The sequence below is a fragment of the Duganella sp. AC917 genome, assembly GCF_979258245.1.
In genome coordinates, this window is sequence record NZ_OZ409848.1 from 5,448,772 (window position 1) to 5,465,762 (window position 16,991).

The following is a 16,991-nucleotide window of genomic DNA, read 5'->3' on the forward strand; positions in this document are numbered from 1 at the left end:
AATCGACGGCATGGGCGGCACGGTGACATTGGCGGGGCAGGGTTGGAGCTTCGACGCGGCGGCGCCCGCGACGGTGATGGAGGCGGCCGAGCGGGCCGGCGTGCGCCTGCCCAGTTCGTGCCGCAACGGCACCTGCCGCACCTGCATCTGCCTGAGCACGAGCGGCACGGTGCGTTACAAGAGCGAGTGGCCGGGCCTGAGCCTGGACGAGAAGCGCGAAGGGTACATCCTGCCGTGCGTGGCGGTGGCGGAGACCGATCTGGTGATCGTCGCGCCGGCCGCCAAACGCACGGCGTGATTGCTATGCCCCCGGCCCTTTGCGCAACCGGCTCAGCAGCGCGTCGGCCGATTCGCTGAGCGGTACGCCGTGGCGGCGCAATAGCTGGATGTTGAGCACCATGTTCTCCAGCACGAGCTTGGCTGCGACGGCCAGCAGCGTCAGATGCTTGTCCTCGTCGCTGAAGTTCTCCATGGCGTCGGCCATCTCGCACAGGTGGTTGGAAATCAGCCCGCGCAGATCATGTTCGTCGAACGGCAGGTCGGCGAAATCGATCGGATCCTCCTTCTCCACCTCTTGCATCAGCAATTCCAGCTCTTGCGGCGTAATCGACATGCGGTGCTCCCGTAGTTGACGCGTTTTCATTTTAGCGAAACCGGCGCCAATCCGCGTTAGAATCTGTGCTGAATCCAGTCGACCAACGAGAAAATAAATATGGCGCAACTGATTTTTACCCAGCAATTGGGTCGATTCATGACCGTGCCGCAGGTGGAGACCGACGCGGCCGATCTACGCGGCGCCCTCGACCATGCGTTCGACGCCCACCCCAGGCTGCGCGGCTACGTGCTCGACGAACAGGGCCGGCTGCGCGAGAACGTCGTCATTTTCATCGACGGCCAGCGCACCCGCGAACGCGAACGCTTGAACGACGCGCTCGCACCGTTTTCCAAAGTCTATATCTTGCAAGCTCTATCAGGAGGCTGATATGTCCGACCGCGCCTATCTCGCGACCCGCAAAGGGCTGTTCGAAATCTACCGTACGCACGAGGCGTGGCATGTGGACCGGCAGCATTTTCTTGGCGATCCGGTGTCGATGGTATTGCCGGACCGGCGCGACGGCACCTTGTACGCGGCGCTGAGCCTGGGCCATTTCGGCAGCAAGCTGCACCGGCTCGATCCGGGCGCCGCCGAGTGGGTGGAGATCGCGGCGCCGGCGTTTCCGCCCAAGCCTGTGGATAGTGACGACAAGGTCGAGTGGGCCGTCAAGCAGATCTGGTCGCTCGCGGCAGGCGGGCCGGACCAGCCGGGCGTGCTGTGGGCGGGAACCCTGCCGGGCGGCCTGTTCCGGTCGAACGACCGGGGCGACAGCTGGCAGCTGGTGGAGCCGCTGTGGAACATTCCCGAGCGCGCGCAATGGATGGGCGGCGGCTACGACGTGCCGGGTATCCATAGCATTTGCGTCGATCCGCGCGACAGCCGGTCGGTGCTGGTGGGCGTGTCGTGCGGCGGAGCCTGGCTGACCAACGACGGCGGCGAGAGCTGGGCGCCGCGCGCCAGGGGCATGGTCGCAAGCTATATGCCACCCGAGCTGGCCGAGGTGGAGGCGGTGCAAGACCCGCACCGCATCGTGCGCTGCGCGGGCGAGCCGGACAAGCTGTGGTGCCAGCATCACAACGGCATCTGGCGCAGCGTCGACAACGGCGCCAACTGGACCGAGGTGCATGCGGCGCCGCTATCGAACTTTGGTTTCGCGACGGCGGTGCATCCACAGAACGGCGAGACCGCGTGGTTCGTACCGGCCGAAGCCGACAGCAAGCGGGTGCCGCCGCGCGCGGCGCTGGCCGTCACCCGCACCATCGACGGCGGCCAAAGCTTCACCGCGTGGCGCGGCGGCCTGCCCCAGCAACATTGCTACGACCTGGTCTACCGGCACGGGCTGGCGGTCAGCGACGACGGTCAATTGTTGTTGATGGGCTCGACGACCGGCGGCGCCTGGCTGTCGGAGGACGGCGGCGGCCAGTGGCAGACCGTGTCCACGACCTTGCCGCCGATTTACGCGGTCAGTTTCGCCTGATTGGCTAAGTTCGCCTCGGGGCCGTAGTAGGCCAAAAACATATCGACCGTGGCGTCCAGCACCTTTTGCTGCGTGGCCTGGTCCAGAGGCGGCTGGTTGAGCGTGACCTGCGGCCAAAAGGCAAAGGTCTTCAGTTGCCCCTGCAGCATCTGCGAGGCCAGCACCGGATCGGCGTCGCGCAGCTTGCCGTCGGCCTGTGCCGCGCGCAGCCATTGCGTGACGGCTTCCTCCTTGGCGGTGAGGCGCGCCACCATCTCGTGGGCGCGCGCCGGCGAGTGGATGGTCTCGGCGATCGCCACCCGCGCCAGATCTAAAAAGTACGCGTCCTGCAACATCGCCATCTTCTTGCCGAGGATTTCCATCAGCTGTTGCCGCAACGGCAATTCCGGCACGTACGGTGTTTCCATCAGCGCCGACGTACTGGTCCACAATTGATGCAATATTTGCGCGAACAGTTCGTCTTTACTGGGGAAGTGGTTGTAGACGGTGCGCTTCGATACGCCGGCCGTGGCGGCGATCTTGTCCATGCTGGTCGCCTCGAAACCGCTGGTGCGGAACTCGGCAATGGCGGCGTCGACGACGGCCTGGCGCTTACGGTCGGTGAGCTTGAGGGGCAGGTTCATGGCGTTTATTTTACACCGTTCGGTTTACTTTCTCAAAAAATGGAACTACACTGTGTAGTGTACATTATCTGCCCTGGAGCGTTACGATGACTTATCAAACAGCTATCGCCAAGTCCCCCACCGGTTTGGATGGCCTGGAAGGCCTCGACGGTCTGTCCGTGCCGACCGCGCCGCGCACGCGCACCGGCAAATTCCGCAATCCGGTCAAGATGCACGCCATGGGCCTGATGCAAGGCTTGAGCCTGATGTTGCGGGTGCTGTTCGACAAGCCGGCCGACACCGTGCCGCGCCAGGCCATACCCGTTCACGCGATTACGCAGCGCCAGTTATTGGATGCTCCGGATCGCACTTTGTTCCGCCTGGGCCACTCGACCGTGCTGCTCAAGCTCAACGGCAACTTCTGGCTGACCGATCCGGTGTTTTCCGAGCGCGCCTCGCCGGTGCAGTGGGCCGGCCCGAAGCGCTTCCACAAGCCGCCGATCAGCATAGACGAGCTGCCGCCGATCAAGGGCATCATCCTGTCGCACGACCATTACGACCATCTGGACAAGGCGGCGGTGCTCAAGCTGGCGGCCAAGACCGAACACTTCATCACGCCGCTGGGTGTGGGCGACCGCCTGATCGCCTGGGGCATCCCGCGCGCCAAGGTGCGGCAGTTGAGCTGGTGGCAGAGCACCCAGGTGGCCGGCCTGAAGCTGGTGGCCACGCCGGCCCAGCATTTCTCGGGGCGCGGCCTGAACGACCGCAACAAGACGCTATGGGCGTCGTTTGTCATCGAAGATCGCGGCGTAAAGATATTTTTCAGCGGCGATAGCGGTTATTTCGATGGATTCAAGGAGATCGGCCGTCAATACGGCCCGTTCGACCTGACCATGGTCGAGACCGGCGCCTACGACCCGCAATGGCCGGACGTCCATATGCAGCCGGAGGAATCGTTGCAGGCGCATATCGACTTGCAGGGCAAAGTCATGATGCCGATCCATAACGGCACCTTCGATCTGTCGATGCACGCGTGGCATGACCCGTTCAACCGCATCGCGGAACTGGCGGGCGAGCGCCGGCTGCCGCTGGCCACGCCGGAGATCGGCCTCGCGCTGGATATCACGCAGCCGACGTTGGATAGTCGATGGTGGGTGCCGCTGGTGGAGCGGGAAACGGCAGCGGCCGAAGCTGCCGCGGCAAGCGCCTAGGCCAGGCGCCCAAGCCATCACGCTGATCGGCTTGCCAGGGGAAAGGCCCTGCGCGTTCGGCTGAGGCCGCCCGGCGGCGAGTGTTGTATTTCTCAATGGTACTAACGATCACTATGGCGGCTAGCTCATCAGCGCCGCTATAATCAATGATCAACATTGAGCGTTTTTCTATGAATCTTCAGCTCCTGGCAAAGTTCCTCGGCATGTCGAAGACCACCGTGAGCCGGGCGTTAAACGGTTACCCTGAGGTCAATGTCCGGACGCGCGAGCGCGTGCTGAAAGCCGCCAGGGAAGCCGGCTACCAGCCGAATCCGCTCGCGCGCAGCCTCGCGCTGGGGCGCACCAATGTGTTTGGCATCATTTATCCGCTGCTGCCGTCCGACCTGGGCGATCCCATGTTCCTGGACGTTGTGTCCGGCATGTCGGCCGCGCTGGAAGATCTTGGCAAGAATTTGATCATCGCGCCGGTGTCGCCGAACGCCGAGCAGCGCGCCTACCAGCAAACCGTGCTGGGCCGGCGGGTCGACGGCCTGGTGGTGGCCCGCACCTTGGTGCGCGACGAGCGCATCGCCTTTCTCAGCAAGTCCAAATTCCCGTTCGTCGCCTACGGTCGCACCGAGCTCGACGCGCCTTACGCGTGGTTCGACTATGACAACGCCTCCGGCACCAGCATGGCGATGGAGCGCCTGCTGGCCTGGGGGCACAAGCGCGTGGCGCTGATCAGCGCGCCGCTGGAGATGAACTTCGCGCGCCAGCGGCGCGACAGTTTCGTCGCCTCGATGGCGTCGGCGGGGCTGACGGTCGATCCGCGCTATCTGGTCGACAGCGCGCTCGACCGGCGCAGCGGTTACCAAGCGATGCAGCAATTGCTGGCGTGCTCGCCGCGTCCGAGCGCCGTCATCGTCGACAACAACATCGCCGGCATCGGCGCGGTGCGCGCCTTGCGCGACGCCGGGGTGGAAATGGGCAAGGAAATGTCGATCATCGTCTGGGGCAGCATGGCCGACACCCTGGCCGGCGCCAATGTCACCACCATCGATCAACCGGAGCCGACCAAGGCCGGCGCGCGCATGATCCAGATGCTGCTGGCGCTGATCGACGGCAAACCGGCAAGCGAACTGCACGAGCTGTGGCAACCGGTGTTTCTTGCCGGGACGACGGTCGGGCCATATCTAGCGACCTGACAGGTACGGGGGTCAAGTCTGTCATTCGGACACAAACCCGACTGTATCCAGCAGATACAGGTACGGGGGTCAAGTCTGTCATTCGGACACAACCCCGACTGTATCCAGCTGATACCGTTGACCTCGTGTCCGAATGACAGACTTGACCCCGGTGGGGTTAGCGTATTGCCGTCGCTTCGATTTCGAACAGCATGCCGTCCAGCGCCAGGCGCGGGACCGGGATCAATGTGCAGGCCGGGGCGGGGTGGTCTGCCCATAGGCCGCCGAGCGCGCCGCCGAAGATGCGCAGGCGTTCTTCGCTATGATCGACGATCAGTACCGTGAGCTTGGCGACGCTGTCCAGTCCGGCGCCGGCCGCGTTCAATGCGGTGTGCAGATTGTTCAGCGCTTGCTTTACCTGGGTTTCAAAATCTTCCGAGAGCACGCCATCGACGTTTTCGCCGCCTTGCCCGGCGATGTAGATCAGACGCGCCGGCGCTTCGGCGACGACGACATGGCTGTATCCGTTGGGACGCGGGTCGTATAAACCGGGCGGGTTGATGAAGGAAAGCTGAGTCATGACGGCCTTTCGTGTGGGAAGTGTGCCAACACTATAAAATCTCAACTTAACTTGAGGTCAAGGATTTTATATGGCATCTCCACCGAAAGAGCTTGGCGTCGGCGAACTGGCCGAGCGCGCCGGCGTGGCCGTATCGGCGCTGCACTTCTACGAGGCCAAGGGCCTGATCCATTCCGTGCGGTCCAGCGGTAATCAGCGGCGCTATCCGCGCGCGGTGCTGCGCCGGCTGGCGGTGATCAAGGTGGCGCAGCGCGTCGGCATGCCGCTGGCGGCCATCGCCGAGGCCCTGAATGCGCTGCCCTCCGGACGCACGCCGACCGTGGCCGACTGGCGCCGGCTGTCGGCGGCGTGGCGACAGCAACTCGACGAACGCATCCGCACGCTGACACAGTTACGCGATCAACTCGACGGTTGCATCGGCTGTGGCTGCCTTTCCTTGAAAGCCTGCCCGCTGCGCAACGCCCAGGATGCGTTGGCGCAGCAAGGAGCCGGGCCGCATTTCGATTGAGCGTTTCGCCCGTCCGCTATGGAGCGGACGAATCCGTGCCGGGGACGCCGCCCGCGAGCGGCGTGCCGTGGCCGGACGGCGTGCCGGTTCCGGTGCGCGTGTCGTCCGCCGTGGCCGCCTGGCCGATGCCGGTGCCGCCCGCTATCGAGGCGCCTACCGCCGGGTTGTCGCCGCCGCCAGCAAGCGAGCCGCCGGGCGTGCCGGGCGCGCCGACGCCGTCGACCCCATCGCCCTGATGGCGCGGCCCTTCGCCGCCGGGACCGCCTGCGCCGCCCGCCTGGCGCGCGCCGGCGGCCGCGTCGCTACCGGTGGCGGCGACCTGGGCCGCCGTGGTCGGCGCACCAACGAAGTCCGGCCCGGCGGTGGCCGTTACCGGCTGGGTTCCGGCCGACGGCACATCGCTGCGCGTCGGCTCCGCTTTTTGTGTGTTTCCTGGCGCGGGCTGCTGCTCAGCAGTGCTTTGTTGACCGCGTTGCTCGTTGCTCATGATGGTCTCCGGTGTTTCATGCGTTGATAAATTCTGCCAAAATTTGTCGTGAATTGGCGTCCTTTTCCGGCGCGCACGATTCAGGTATCGACCCCATTGTTACGAGGACACAGCAAACGAGGAGAACAGCATGAACGAGCACAACAGCGACGAAAAGCTTGACCCGCAAGATCCGGAACGCATGCATTTGCAACCGCCGATTCCCACCCATCCGCCCGATCCATTGCAGAACGACGATGTCGATAAGGTGGTGGCGTCCAACACGCCCGAGCAGGATTTGCACGACCCCGCGCTGGTGAGCACTGGCATCGGCGCCGGCGCTCCGATTGACGAAGTTGGCGGTGCCGGTTTGGGCCGGCCGCCGGGCGGGGACAGTGATAACGGTGGGGAAGAGAAACCAGCGACCGAGCGCGATCGCGACGTGCGCGCGGTCGATCAGCAGGACCGTACCGGCCAAGCGTGACGCGCGCGGCATGACGCCGGCCGCGGTGGCCGGCGGCCTTGGCTACATGGTTGTCGAGGACGGTATCTGGCCGCCGGCTTCGGCGCGCTCTTGGCAGCGAATGCAGGTTTGCGCGGTTGGCAGCGCCAGCAGGCGCGCTTCGGGAATCTCTTCGCCGCAGACCGCGCAAACGTTCGCGACGCCTTCGTCAAGGCGGCCCCTGGCGATATCGATTGCGTGCAGCAATTCGCGTTCCTGTCCCAGCAGCGCCATCTGGTCGTCGCGCAGATACGCGGCCTGCGAGACGTCGTCCGGCTGTCCCTGATGGGCCAGCAAGGACACCGGCACCGGTTCGCCGTCGCTATCGGAGCGGGTGCTGATTTGCGCGAGCACGTCGTCACGCGCGCTGTCGAGCCGCTTGTGCAGCTCGGCCGATGTTTCGGCAGAAAGTGTTGGCATGGTTCTTCCTCCTGCGGGTTGGTTAGTCTAGGGTTGGTTGGCTTACATATTGCGCCGGTACTGGCCGCCGACCTCGAACAGCGCGGTGGTGATCTGTCCCAGCGAACACACCCGCACCGCCTCCATCAACTTCTCGAACACGTTCTCGTTGTCGATCGCCGCCTGCTGCAATGCGGCCAGCGCGGCCGGGGCCTGCGCCGCGTGACGGCTGTGGAATTCCTCCAGCCGCTTGAGCTGCGATTGCTTCTCGTCATCGGTGGAGCGGGCCAGTTCGATCTTCTGCGGCTCGCCCGTCGCCTTCGGATTGCGGAAGGTGTTGACGCCGATGATGGGCAGCGTGCCGTCGTGCTTCTGGTGCTCGTACAGCATCGACTCTTCCTGGATCTTGCCACGCTGGTAGCCGGTTTCCATCGCGCCCAGCACGCCGCCACGCTCAGCAATGCGCTCGAACTCCTGCAGCACAGCTTCCTCAACGAGGTCGGTCAGCTCGTCCATAATGAACGAACCCTGGTTCGGATTCTCGTTCTTCGCCAAGCCCCATTCGCGATTAATAATAAGCTGGATCGCCAGCGCGCGGCGCACGGATTCGTCGGTTGGCGTGGTGATCGCCTCGTCGTAGGCGTTGGTGTGCAGCGAGTTGCAGTTGTCGTAAATGGCGATCAACGCCTGCAGAGTTGTGCGGATGTCGTTGAAGTCGATCTCCTGCGCGTGCAGCGAGCGGCCCGACGTTTGCACGTGGTACTTCAGCTTTTGCGAGCGGTCGTTGGCGCCGTATTTATCGCGCATCGCCACCGCCCACAGACGGCGGGCGACGCGGCCGAGCACCGTGTATTCCGGGTCCATGCCGTTGGAGAAGAAGAACGACAGGTTGGGCGCGAAGTCGTCGATGTTCATGCCGCGCGCGAGATAGGCCTCAACAAACGTGAAGCCGTTCGACAAGGTGAACGCCAGTTGCGAAATCGGATTCGCGCCCGCTTCGGCGATGTGGTAGCCGGAGATCGACACCGAGTAGAAATTGCGCACCTGGTGCTCGACGAAGTACTGCTGGATGTCGCCCATGACCTTCAGCGAGAATTCGGTCGAGAAGATGCAGGTGTTCTGGCCCTGGTCTTCCTTCAGGATATCCGCCTGCACGGTGCCGCGTACGTTTTGCAGCACCCATTCGCGCAGCCTGGCCGCTTCGTCGGCGTCCGGCTGGCGCTTGTTTTCCTCGACGAAGCGGTCGATCTGCTGGTCGACGGCGGTGTTCATGAACATCGCCAGGATGGTCGGCGCGGGACCGTTGATGGTCATCGACACCGAGGTGCTCGGGCTGCACAGGTTGAAGCCGTCGTACAGCACCTTCATGTCGTCCAACGTCGCGATCGAGACGCCGGAGTTGCCGACCTTGCCGTAGATGTCCGGGCGTGGCGCCGGATCGGCGCCGTACAAGGTCACCGAATCGAATGCGGTCGACAGGCGTTTGGCGTCCATGCCGGTGGAGACCAGCTTGAAACGGCGGTTGGTGCGGAAGGCGTCGCCTTCGCCGGCGAACATGCGCGTCGGGTCTTCGCCTTCGCGCTTGAACGGGAACACGCCGGCCGTGAACGGGAACGAGCCAGGCACGTTTTCCAGCATCAGGAAGCGCAGGATCTCTCCATGGTCTTCATAACGCGGCAGGGCGACCTTGCGGATCTTGGTGCCGGACAGCGTGTGCTGCACCAGGCGGGTACGGATTTCCTTGTCGCGGATTTTGACGACATAGTCGTCGCCGGCGTACGCGGACTGCATCTCCGGCCAGGCGGCCAGCAGCTTTTTGGCGACGGCATCCATCGCCGCGTCGCGTTCCGCAATGACCTCGTCGAAATCGGCGGTTTTATGCGCCAGCGCCAGCATCCGTTTGGATTCGGTCAGTTGCTGGCGTTCGCGCGCCAGGGTCACCTGTTTGCGCGTGAAGCGATGGTAGCCGCGCACGGTGTCGGCGATCTCCGCCAGATAGCGGGCGCGCGCCGGCGGCACGATCACGTTTTTACCGCTCGAGTGGCGCAGCGCGACCACCGGCAGCTTGCCCGGCTTGGTCGGCAAGCCGAATTGCGCCAGCTTCGGCAACAGGCCCTGATACAGCGCAGTGACGCCGTCGTCGTTGAAGCGCGACGCCTGCGTGCCGTAGACCGGCATCTCCTCGGGGCGCTGGCTCCACAGCTCGCGGTTGCGCTGGTACTGCTTGGCGACGTCGCGCAGCGCGTCCTGCGATCCTTTGCGATCGAACTTGTTGATGGCGATGAAGTCGGCGAAATCGAGCATGTCGATTTTTTCCAGCTGCGAGGCGGCGCCGAATTCCGGCGTCATCACGTACATCGACACGTCCACGTGCGGCACGATGGCGGCGTCGCCCTGGCCGATGCCGGAAGTTTCGACGATGACCAGGTCGAAGCCGGCCACCTTGCAGGCGGCGATGACGTCTGGCAGCGCCTCCGAGATTTCGGAGCCCGCCTCGCGCGTGGCCAGCGATCGCATGAACACGCGCGTCTGAGGTTGGCCATTGGCGGCCCATGGATTGATCGCGTTCATGCGGATACGGTCGCCCAGCAGCGCGCCGCCGGATTTGCGGCGCGACGGGTCGATCGAGATGATGGCGATATTGAGCGCGTCGGCCTGGTCGAGGCGGATGCGGCGTATCAGTTCATCGGTCAGCGACGATTTGCCGGCGCCGCCGGTGCCGGTGATGCCCAGGGTCGGCACGGGCAGGCCCTCGGCGGCGGCCAATATCTCCGTGCGCAACGCCGGCGCGGCCTTGTCGTTTTCCAGCGCGGTGATTAGCTGCGCCAGCGGGCGGTGGCGCGAGGCCACGTCACCTTCGCGCAGCGGCGCCAGCGACGTCGGGGAGTACTGCGACAGGTCGATGTCGCACTGCTGCACCATCCACTGGATCATGCCGACAAGGCCCATGCGCTGGCCGTCCTCCGGGCTGAAAATGCGGGTGACGCCATACGCGTGCAGGTCGGCGATTTCGTCCGGGACGATAACACCGCCGCCGCCGCCGAACACCTTGATGTGGGCGCCGCCGCGCTGGCGCAGCAGGTCGATCATGTACTTGAAGTATTCGACATGGCCGCCCTGGTAGCTGGAGATGGCGATGCCCTGCACGTCCTCCGCCAGCGCGGCGGTGACCACCTCGTCGACCGAGCGGTTGTGGCCCAGGTGGACCACCTCCACGCCGTTCGATTGCAGTATGCGGCGCATGATGTTGATCGAGGCGTCGTGGCCGTCGAACAGCGAGGCGGCGGTGACGAAACGGATTTTATTGTTCAGGCGCGGCTGGTCCGGCACTGCTGCGATGGTCGGAGCGGAGAGGTCGTTCATGGTGTCCCTTCTATTCTGTGCGGCGATCTGTGTCGTCTTTTTATTATATGACGTTTACGTTAACGTAAGCCTGTAAGTTCATGCGGCGCGCTGCTGGCCGAATTGCGCCATCAAGCGGGCCTTCTCGGCGTGGAAGACAGCCACCGCCTTTTCCTTGACATGGCCGTAACCGCGCACTTTTTCCGGCAGCGTCGCCAGTTCCACGGCCAGCGCGTGGTTTTCTGCGGTCAGCTGCCCGATCAAAGCGGTCACCATCTCACGATATTCGACGATCAGCGCGCACTCCATCTTGCGCTCGTCGCTGCGGCCGAAGATATCGAAGGCGCCGCCGCGCAGGCCTTTGAATTTGGCCAGCAGCTTGAAGGCGCTCCACATCCACGAGCCGAATTCCGCTTTCACCAGATGGCCCTTGGCGTCCTTCTTGGCGAACAGCGGCGGCGCCAGATTGAACTTGAGCGAGAAGTCGCCTTCGAACTGCTGTTTGAGCTGCTCGACAAAGCGTCCGTCGGTGTACAGCCGCGCCACTTCGTATTCATCCTTGTACGCCATCAGCTTGAAGTAGTACTTGGCGACGGCGGTCGACAGCTTGTTGCCCAGACCCAGCGCGGTCTCTTTGGCCTTGACCTGCGACACCAGCTGCTCGTACACCGTCGCATAGGCGGCGTTCTGGTAGTCGGTCAGGAACTGCACGCGCTTGGCGACGACATTCTCCAGGCTTTGCGGCATCTGCACGACGATCGCCTGCGTTGGCGTGGCCACGCGCTCGACGCGCTTCAGGTCCACCGCCGCGCGGCGGCCCCACAGGAAGCTCTTTTTGTTGGACGCGATGCCGACGCCATTGAGTTCAATCGCGCGCAGCAGCGAGGCCTCGGTCAGCGGAATCCGTCCGCGCTGCCAGGCGTAACCGAGCATGAACAGGTTGGCGGCGATGGAGTCGCCCATCAGCGCTGTGGCCAGCTTGGTGGCGTCGATGAAATCGGCGGCGTCCGGGCCGCCGACCGATTCCTCGATCAGCGCGCGCACTTCGGCCACCGGATACTGCCAGTCGGCGTTCTGCGCGAAGGTGCCGGGCGGTTGCTCGTGCAGGTTGATGACGGCCAGCGTGCGGCCGGGACGCATCTTCGACACCGCGTCCGCCGCGCCGGCGGTCAGCATGTCGCAGCCGAGGATGACGTCCGCCTCGCCGGTGGCGATGCGCTGCGCGCGCAGGTGCGCCGGGGTCTTGGCCACTTTGACGTGCGACGTGACGGACCCGTTTTTCTGCGACATGCCGGTCATGTCCAGCACCGATGCGCCTTTGCCTTCCAGGTGCGCGGCCATGCCCATCAGCGCGCCGACGGTGATCACGCCGGTGCCGCCGATGCCGTTGATCAGGATGTTGTAGGGCTGCTCGCACGATGGCAGCACAGGTTCCGGCAGCGCGCCGAAACCGTCGTCGGTATCGGCCTTGCTTACGCCGGTCTTGGTTTTCTTCAGCGTTCCGCCTTCGACGGTGACAAAGCTCGGGCAGAAGCCCTTCACGCACGAGTAGTCCTTGTTGCACGACGATTGATCGATGGTGCGCTTGCGGCCGAACTCCGTTTCCTTCGGCAGGATGGAGGTGCAGTTCGACTGCACGCCGCAGTCGCCGCAGCCTTCGCACACGGCTTCGTTGATGACCATGCGCTTGGCCGGGTCGGGAAACTCCCCTTTCTTCCGGCGGCGACGCTTCTCGGCCGCGCAGGTCTGGTCGTAGATCAGCACCGATACGCCTTCGACCTCGCGCAGCTCGCGCTGGACCGCGTCCATGTCCTTGCGGTCGTGCAGGCTGACCAGCGACGGCAGGGCGGCCCGGTCGGTGTAGCGCCCTAAGTCCTCGGTGACTAGCGCAATGCGTTTGACGCCTTCGGCCGCCATCTGCTGCGCGATCATCGGTACCGATGTGATGCCGTCGACCGGCTGGCCGCCCGTCATCGCCACCGCGTCGTTGTAGAGGATCTTGTAGGTCATATTGACCTTGGCCGCCACCGCCGCGCGGATCGCCAGATAGCCGGAATGGAAATAGGTGCCGTCGCCCAGGTTCTGGAACACGTGCGGAATCTTCGAGAACGCGGCCTGGCCGATCCACGGCGCGCCTTCGCCGCCCATGTGCGTGGTCAGCTTGTTAAACTCGGGGTAGATCGACGTCGCCATCACGTGGCAGCCGATGCCGGCCAGCGCCAGGCTACCCTCGGGCACCTTGGTCGATGTGTTGTGCGGGCACCCGGAGCAGTAAAACGCGGGGCGGAACGGCGTGCTGATGGCCTTCTTCAGCACCGCATCCTTGGCGTCGAGGAAGGTCAGGCGCGCCTTGATATGGTCGCAGGTGATGGGGTCGGAAATCAGCCGCTTGACGCGCGAGGCGATCACGCGCGCCACTTGCGAGACCGAGAAGTCGGCCTTGGAAGTCAGCAGCCATTCGCCGCGCGGCGCCACCCACTCGCCTTTTTCATCGAACTTGCCGATCACGCGCGGGCGCACGTCGTCGCGCCAGTTGTACAACTGTTCCTTCAGTTGATACTCGACGATCTGGCGCTTTTCCTCGACCACCAGGATCTCGTCGAGGCCCTGGGCGAATTCGCGCACGCTGTCCGGCTCCAGCGGCCATGGCATCGCCACCTTGAACAGGCGCAGTCCGACGTCGGCCGCCATCTTCTCGTCGATGCCCAGTTCCTCCAGCGCCTCGAGCACGTCCAGATACGATTTGCCGGACGCGATGATGCCTAGCTTCGCGTTCGGGCTGGTGATGGTGGTGTGATTGAGTTTGTTCTCGCGCGCGTAGGCCAGCGCCGCGTAGATTTTATAGTCCTGCATCAGCGCTTCCTGATTGCGCGCCTGCTGGCCCAGCGGAATGCTCGACAGGCGGGCATTCAGGCCGCCCTCCGGCATGACGAAATCGAGCGGAATCTTGACCTCGACGCGGAACGGATCGGCATCGACGGAGGCCGACGATTCGACCGTGTCGGCCAGCGCCTTGAACGCCACCGTGCAGCCGGAAAAGCGTGACATCGCCCAGCCGTGGATGCCCAGGTCCAGGTACTCCTGCACGTTACACGGGTACAGCACCGGGATCATCGACGCCGAGAACAAATGGTCCGACTGGTGCGGCAGGGTCGACGAATAGGCACCGTGATCGTCGCCGGCCACCAGCAGCACGCCGCCGTGTTTGGACGTGCCGGCGTGGTTCATATGCTTGAAGACGTCGCCGCAGCGGTCCACGCCCGGGCCTTTGCCGTACCACATGGCGAACACGCCGTCGTATTTGGACTCGCCGATCAAATCGACCTGCTGCGAGCCCCATACGGCGGTCGCCGCCAGATCCTCGTTCACGCCCGGCACGAACTGCACGTGGTGCGCCTCCAGATGCGGCTTGGCCTTCCACAGGTTCTCGTCGAGGCCGCCCAGCGGCGAGCCGCGATAGCCGGAAATGAAGCCGGCCGTGTTCAAGCCGGCGGCCTGGTCGCGCACGCGCTGCATCATCGGCAGGCGCACCAGCGCCTGGATGCCGGACAGGAAGATGTCGCCTTGGGTCGCGGTGTATTTGTCGTCGAGGCTGACGGTTGTAAGTCGGGCGCTGCCGTCTCTTGGGGACGTTGCAGGGCCGGTTGCCGTGGTATCAGGCATGGGAAGTCTCCGTTTTGGGTATCAGATCGCACCTGAACCTGGTCACGCCGGGTAGGCGCGCCAGGATCGGGCCAGGGCCGCATGGTGAGCGGAATTGAGCCTAGTATGGGCGCGAGTTGACGTATACGGAAATAGTGTTTGCCAATCGCCCCATAAGAAAAAGTGATACCCAGGAGCGGGGGCAATACATTAGCGGATGGGGTTGGCGCCGGGCCAGGTGCCTGACTGGCAGAGCTGCATGCTGACTTGCTGCACCAGCCGGCTGATGGCGGCGGCGGCGTTCGTCAGCGGGATGTTTTTCGAGGCGCATAGCACTACCGTGCGCGACACCGTCGGCTGCCGGACGGGATGGGCGCGCAGGGTGCCGCGTTGCAACTCGTCAAGCACCGGCGCCGCCGGCAGCAGCGTGGCGCCCATGTCGGCCAGCAGCGCCGACTTGAGGATGGCGATGGAGTTGATTTCGATCACGTTCGATAGCTTGAGCCCGGCCGCGCGCACCATGCTTTCGATGCGCGGACGCACGCCGTGCTGCAGGCCCGGCAGGATCAGGGTGGTGCCCAGGGTCTGCTCCAGCGTGAGCGCGTCCTGGCCGAGCGCGAAGGCGGCGTCGGCGCGGCAGATGAACTGCAGTTCCTCCTCCACCAGCGGCGTGGTGGCGAATTGCGCCAGTTGACCGTCGTCAAACAGCACAGCCAGGTTGACCCTGCCCGATTTGAGCTGCTCGCTCAGGTTGCCGGTGAGCTCCTCCGTCAGCTGCAGTGTGATCTCCGGATAGGTGGCGCGCGCGGCCGTCAGCAACGGCAGCGCCAGCGCGCCCGAGATGCTGTGCGGCAGTCCCAGCGTGACGGCGCCGCTGGGCCGCTCGGCCGATTGCGTGACGGCCGAGCGGGCGTCGGCCACCTGCTTGAGGATGGCTTGTGCGTGCTCGTAGAAGATCTTGCCGGCGTCCGTGCTGAGCACGCCCTGGGCCGAACGGTGCAACAGTTGCACGCCCAGCTCCTCCTCGAGCTGGCGCAACTGCTGCGTCAGCGCCGGTTGGGCGACATGCAAGACCAGCGCCGCCCGCGATAGCGAGCCGTGGTCGACGATGGCGACAAAGTAGCGAAGTTGACGTAGTTCCATAGTGTGGCGCTGCGATGATGCGTGGTTGACATGGATAAATATATGGTAGCACTAGCAAATATGATCCTGACAGGAAACTATTTGTTATACTGAAACTAGATTGTCCTCCCTCCAGACCTTTCGCGGGTGCCCGAATGTTAAAGAAAGTCGACTCTTCCCAGCTAAAAGTGGGCATGTATATACATGACCTGAGTTGCGACTGGATGACGCACCCGTTTGTCCGCAACCGGTTTCTGCTGACCAGTGAAGACGAGATCCGCAAGATCCTCAACGCGGGCATCCACGACGTCGTCATCGACAGCGGACGGGGCCTCGACGTGCAGGATGCGCCGACACTGGCCGAATCGCAAGCGGCGACCGAGCGTGAAATCGTCGAAATCGCGGCCAAAACGCCTGTCATCACCCGTGTCTCGCTGGGTGAAGAGATGCAGCGCGCGGTGCAGATCCGCCATCAGGCCTCGACCCTGGTGCGCACCGTGATGCAGGACGCCCGCCTTGGCAAAGCGATCGAACTCGACCAGGTGGAGCCCGTGGTGCAAAACATCACCGAGTCCATCCTGCGCAATCCAGGCGCGCTGGTGGGCTTGCTGCGCATCAAAACCAAGGATGATTACACGTTTTTGCACTCCGTTAGCGTCTGTACGCTGCTCGTTGCGTTCTGCCGCTCGCGCAACATCGCCGCCGAGGTAACCCATCAGGCCGGCCTGGGCGGCTTGTTGCACGACACCGGCAAGGCGCTGGTGCCCGATTCCATCCTCAACAAACCGGGGCCGCTGACCGACGAAGAGTTCGCCGTGATCAAGCGCCATCCCAGCGACGGCTACGACATCTTGCGCAAGACGCCCGAGGTGGGGCCGATTCCTCTCGACATCACGTTGCACCACCACGAACGGCGCGACGGCAGCGGCTACCCAAGCAAGCAGGCGAACGAGGAAATCAGCGAACTGGCGCAAATGGCCGCCATCGTCGACGTCTACGACGCCATCACCGCCGATCGCTGTTATCACAAAGGCATGTCGCCGGCGGCGGCGCTGCGCAAGATCTACGAGTGGAGCAAATTCCATTTCAATCCCCAGTACGCGCAGGAATTCATGCGTTGCGTCGGCATTTACCCGGTGGGAACGATGGTGATGCTGGAGTCCGGCAGGCTCGGTGTGGTGGTGGAGCCACACGAGACCAATCTGCTGGCGCCGAAGGTGAACGTCTTCTTCAACACCAAACAGAATCTGTACATCAAGCCGGAAACGGTCGATTTGTCGCGGGGACTGGGCTTTGGCGGCGGCGACAAGATCGTCGGCCACGAGTCGGCGGCCAAGTGGAATGTCGATCCGATGCGGTTTTTGACGCTGGCCTGACGCCTT

Annotated in this window: 16 protein-coding genes; 8 read left to right on the top strand and 8 right to left on the bottom strand. The window is 64.0% G+C overall.

The annotated features are described in order from the left end of the window. The first annotated feature begins 10 nt into the window (after positions 1-10). On the top strand, positions 11-298 hold the full coding sequence (locus ACZ0BA_RS23840) for a 2Fe-2S iron-sulfur cluster-binding protein (RefSeq protein WP_463453627.1): 288 nt from the start codon (positions 11-13) through the stop codon (positions 296-298). Positions 299-301: 3 nt separating this feature from the next. On the opposite strand, the gene ACZ0BA_RS23845 is transcribed toward ACZ0BA_RS23840, so the two are convergent. After that, a complete protein-coding gene (locus ACZ0BA_RS23845) occupies positions 302-613 on the bottom strand; it encodes a hypothetical protein (RefSeq protein WP_463453628.1) in 312 nt (103 codons plus the stop codon). Between the two features lie 99 nt (positions 614-712). Between ACZ0BA_RS23845 and ACZ0BA_RS23850 the strand changes: the two genes are divergently transcribed. Together ACZ0BA_RS23850 and ACZ0BA_RS23855 are read left to right on the top strand one after the other, a co-directional pair. Then, positions 713-982, top strand: a complete 270-nt coding sequence (locus ACZ0BA_RS23850) for a MoaD/ThiS family protein (RefSeq protein ID WP_463453629.1) — start codon at positions 713-715, stop codon at positions 980-982. Position 983: 1 nt separating this feature from the next. Then, positions 984-2,072, top strand: coding sequence for a WD40/YVTN/BNR-like repeat-containing protein (locus ACZ0BA_RS23855; RefSeq protein ID WP_463453630.1), 1,089 nt, complete (start codon positions 984-986; stop codon positions 2,070-2,072). On the opposite strand, the gene ACZ0BA_RS23860 is transcribed toward ACZ0BA_RS23855, so the two are convergent. Beyond that, positions 2,051-2,695, bottom strand: coding sequence for a TetR/AcrR family transcriptional regulator (locus ACZ0BA_RS23860; RefSeq protein WP_463453631.1), 645 nt, complete (start codon positions 2,693-2,695; stop codon positions 2,051-2,053). The genes ACZ0BA_RS23855 and ACZ0BA_RS23860 overlap by 22 nt on opposite strands. A gap of 86 nt (positions 2,696-2,781) precedes the next feature. Between ACZ0BA_RS23860 and ACZ0BA_RS23865 the strand changes: the two genes are divergently transcribed. Together ACZ0BA_RS23865 and ACZ0BA_RS23870 are read left to right on the top strand one after the other, a co-directional pair. Continuing rightward, on the top strand, positions 2,782-3,885 hold the full coding sequence (locus ACZ0BA_RS23865; RefSeq protein WP_463453632.1) for an MBL fold metallo-hydrolase: 1,104 nt from the start codon (positions 2,782-2,784) through the stop codon (positions 3,883-3,885). A 170-nt stretch (positions 3,886-4,055) separates the two neighbouring features. Then, on the top strand, positions 4,056-5,069 hold the full coding sequence (locus ACZ0BA_RS23870; protein ID WP_463453633.1) for a substrate-binding domain-containing protein: 1,014 nt from the start codon (positions 4,056-4,058) through the stop codon (positions 5,067-5,069). 157 nt (positions 5,070-5,226) lie between these two features. On the opposite strand, the gene ACZ0BA_RS23875 is transcribed toward ACZ0BA_RS23870, so the two are convergent. Then, complete coding sequence (locus ACZ0BA_RS23875; RefSeq protein ID WP_463453634.1) at positions 5,227-5,628, bottom strand: RidA family protein; 402 nt, start codon at positions 5,626-5,628, stop codon at positions 5,227-5,229. Positions 5,629-5,698: 70 nt separating this feature from the next. On the opposite strand from ACZ0BA_RS23875, the gene soxR reads away from it, so the two are divergent. Further along, complete coding sequence (soxR, locus tag ACZ0BA_RS23880) at positions 5,699-6,136, top strand: redox-sensitive transcriptional activator SoxR (protein ID WP_463453635.1); 438 nt, start codon at positions 5,699-5,701, stop codon at positions 6,134-6,136. 16 nt (positions 6,137-6,152) lie between these two features. Here soxR and ACZ0BA_RS23885 read toward each other — a convergent pair whose 3' ends face one another. After that, positions 6,153-6,623 carry a hypothetical protein gene (locus ACZ0BA_RS23885; protein WP_463453636.1) on the bottom strand — a complete coding sequence of 157 codons (471 nt, stop codon included), beginning with the start codon at positions 6,621-6,623 and terminating at the stop codon, positions 6,153-6,155. A 130-nt stretch (positions 6,624-6,753) separates the two neighbouring features. On the opposite strand from ACZ0BA_RS23885, the gene ACZ0BA_RS23890 reads away from it, so the two are divergent. Next, positions 6,754-7,086 (top strand): hypothetical protein, encoded by a 333-nt coding sequence (locus ACZ0BA_RS23890; protein WP_463453637.1) that lies wholly within the window; start codon positions 6,754-6,756, stop codon positions 7,084-7,086. A gap of 42 nt (positions 7,087-7,128) precedes the next feature. Here ACZ0BA_RS23890 and ACZ0BA_RS23895 read toward each other — a convergent pair whose 3' ends face one another. The 4 genes from ACZ0BA_RS23895 to ACZ0BA_RS23910 all read right to left on the bottom strand — a co-directional run bounded on the left by ACZ0BA_RS23895 (position 7,129) and on the right by ACZ0BA_RS23910 (position 15,630). After that, a complete protein-coding gene (locus ACZ0BA_RS23895; protein WP_463453638.1) occupies positions 7,129-7,524 on the bottom strand; it encodes a TraR/DksA family transcriptional regulator in 396 nt (131 codons plus the stop codon). Between the two features lie 42 nt (positions 7,525-7,566). Further along, positions 7,567-10,866 carry a fused isobutyryl-CoA mutase/GTPase IcmF gene (gene icmF / locus ACZ0BA_RS23900; RefSeq protein WP_463453639.1) on the bottom strand — a complete coding sequence of 1,100 codons (3,300 nt, stop codon included), beginning with the start codon at positions 10,864-10,866 and terminating at the stop codon, positions 7,567-7,569. Positions 10,867-10,944: 78 nt separating this feature from the next. Beyond that, positions 10,945-14,508, bottom strand: coding sequence for an indolepyruvate ferredoxin oxidoreductase family protein (locus ACZ0BA_RS23905; RefSeq protein WP_463453640.1), 3,564 nt, complete (start codon positions 14,506-14,508; stop codon positions 10,945-10,947). Between the two features lie 189 nt (positions 14,509-14,697). After that, the gene (locus tag ACZ0BA_RS23910) at positions 14,698-15,630 is read right to left on the bottom strand and encodes a LysR substrate-binding domain-containing protein (RefSeq protein ID WP_463453641.1); all 933 of its coding nucleotides are present in this window, start codon (positions 15,628-15,630) and stop codon (positions 14,698-14,700) included. Positions 15,631-15,764: 134 nt separating this feature from the next. Between ACZ0BA_RS23910 and ACZ0BA_RS23915 the strand changes: the two genes are divergently transcribed. After that, entirely contained in the window at positions 15,765-16,985 is a 1,221-nt protein-coding gene (locus ACZ0BA_RS23915; RefSeq protein WP_463453642.1) for an HD-GYP domain-containing protein, read from the top strand. Positions 16,986-16,991 lie beyond the last annotated feature (6 nt).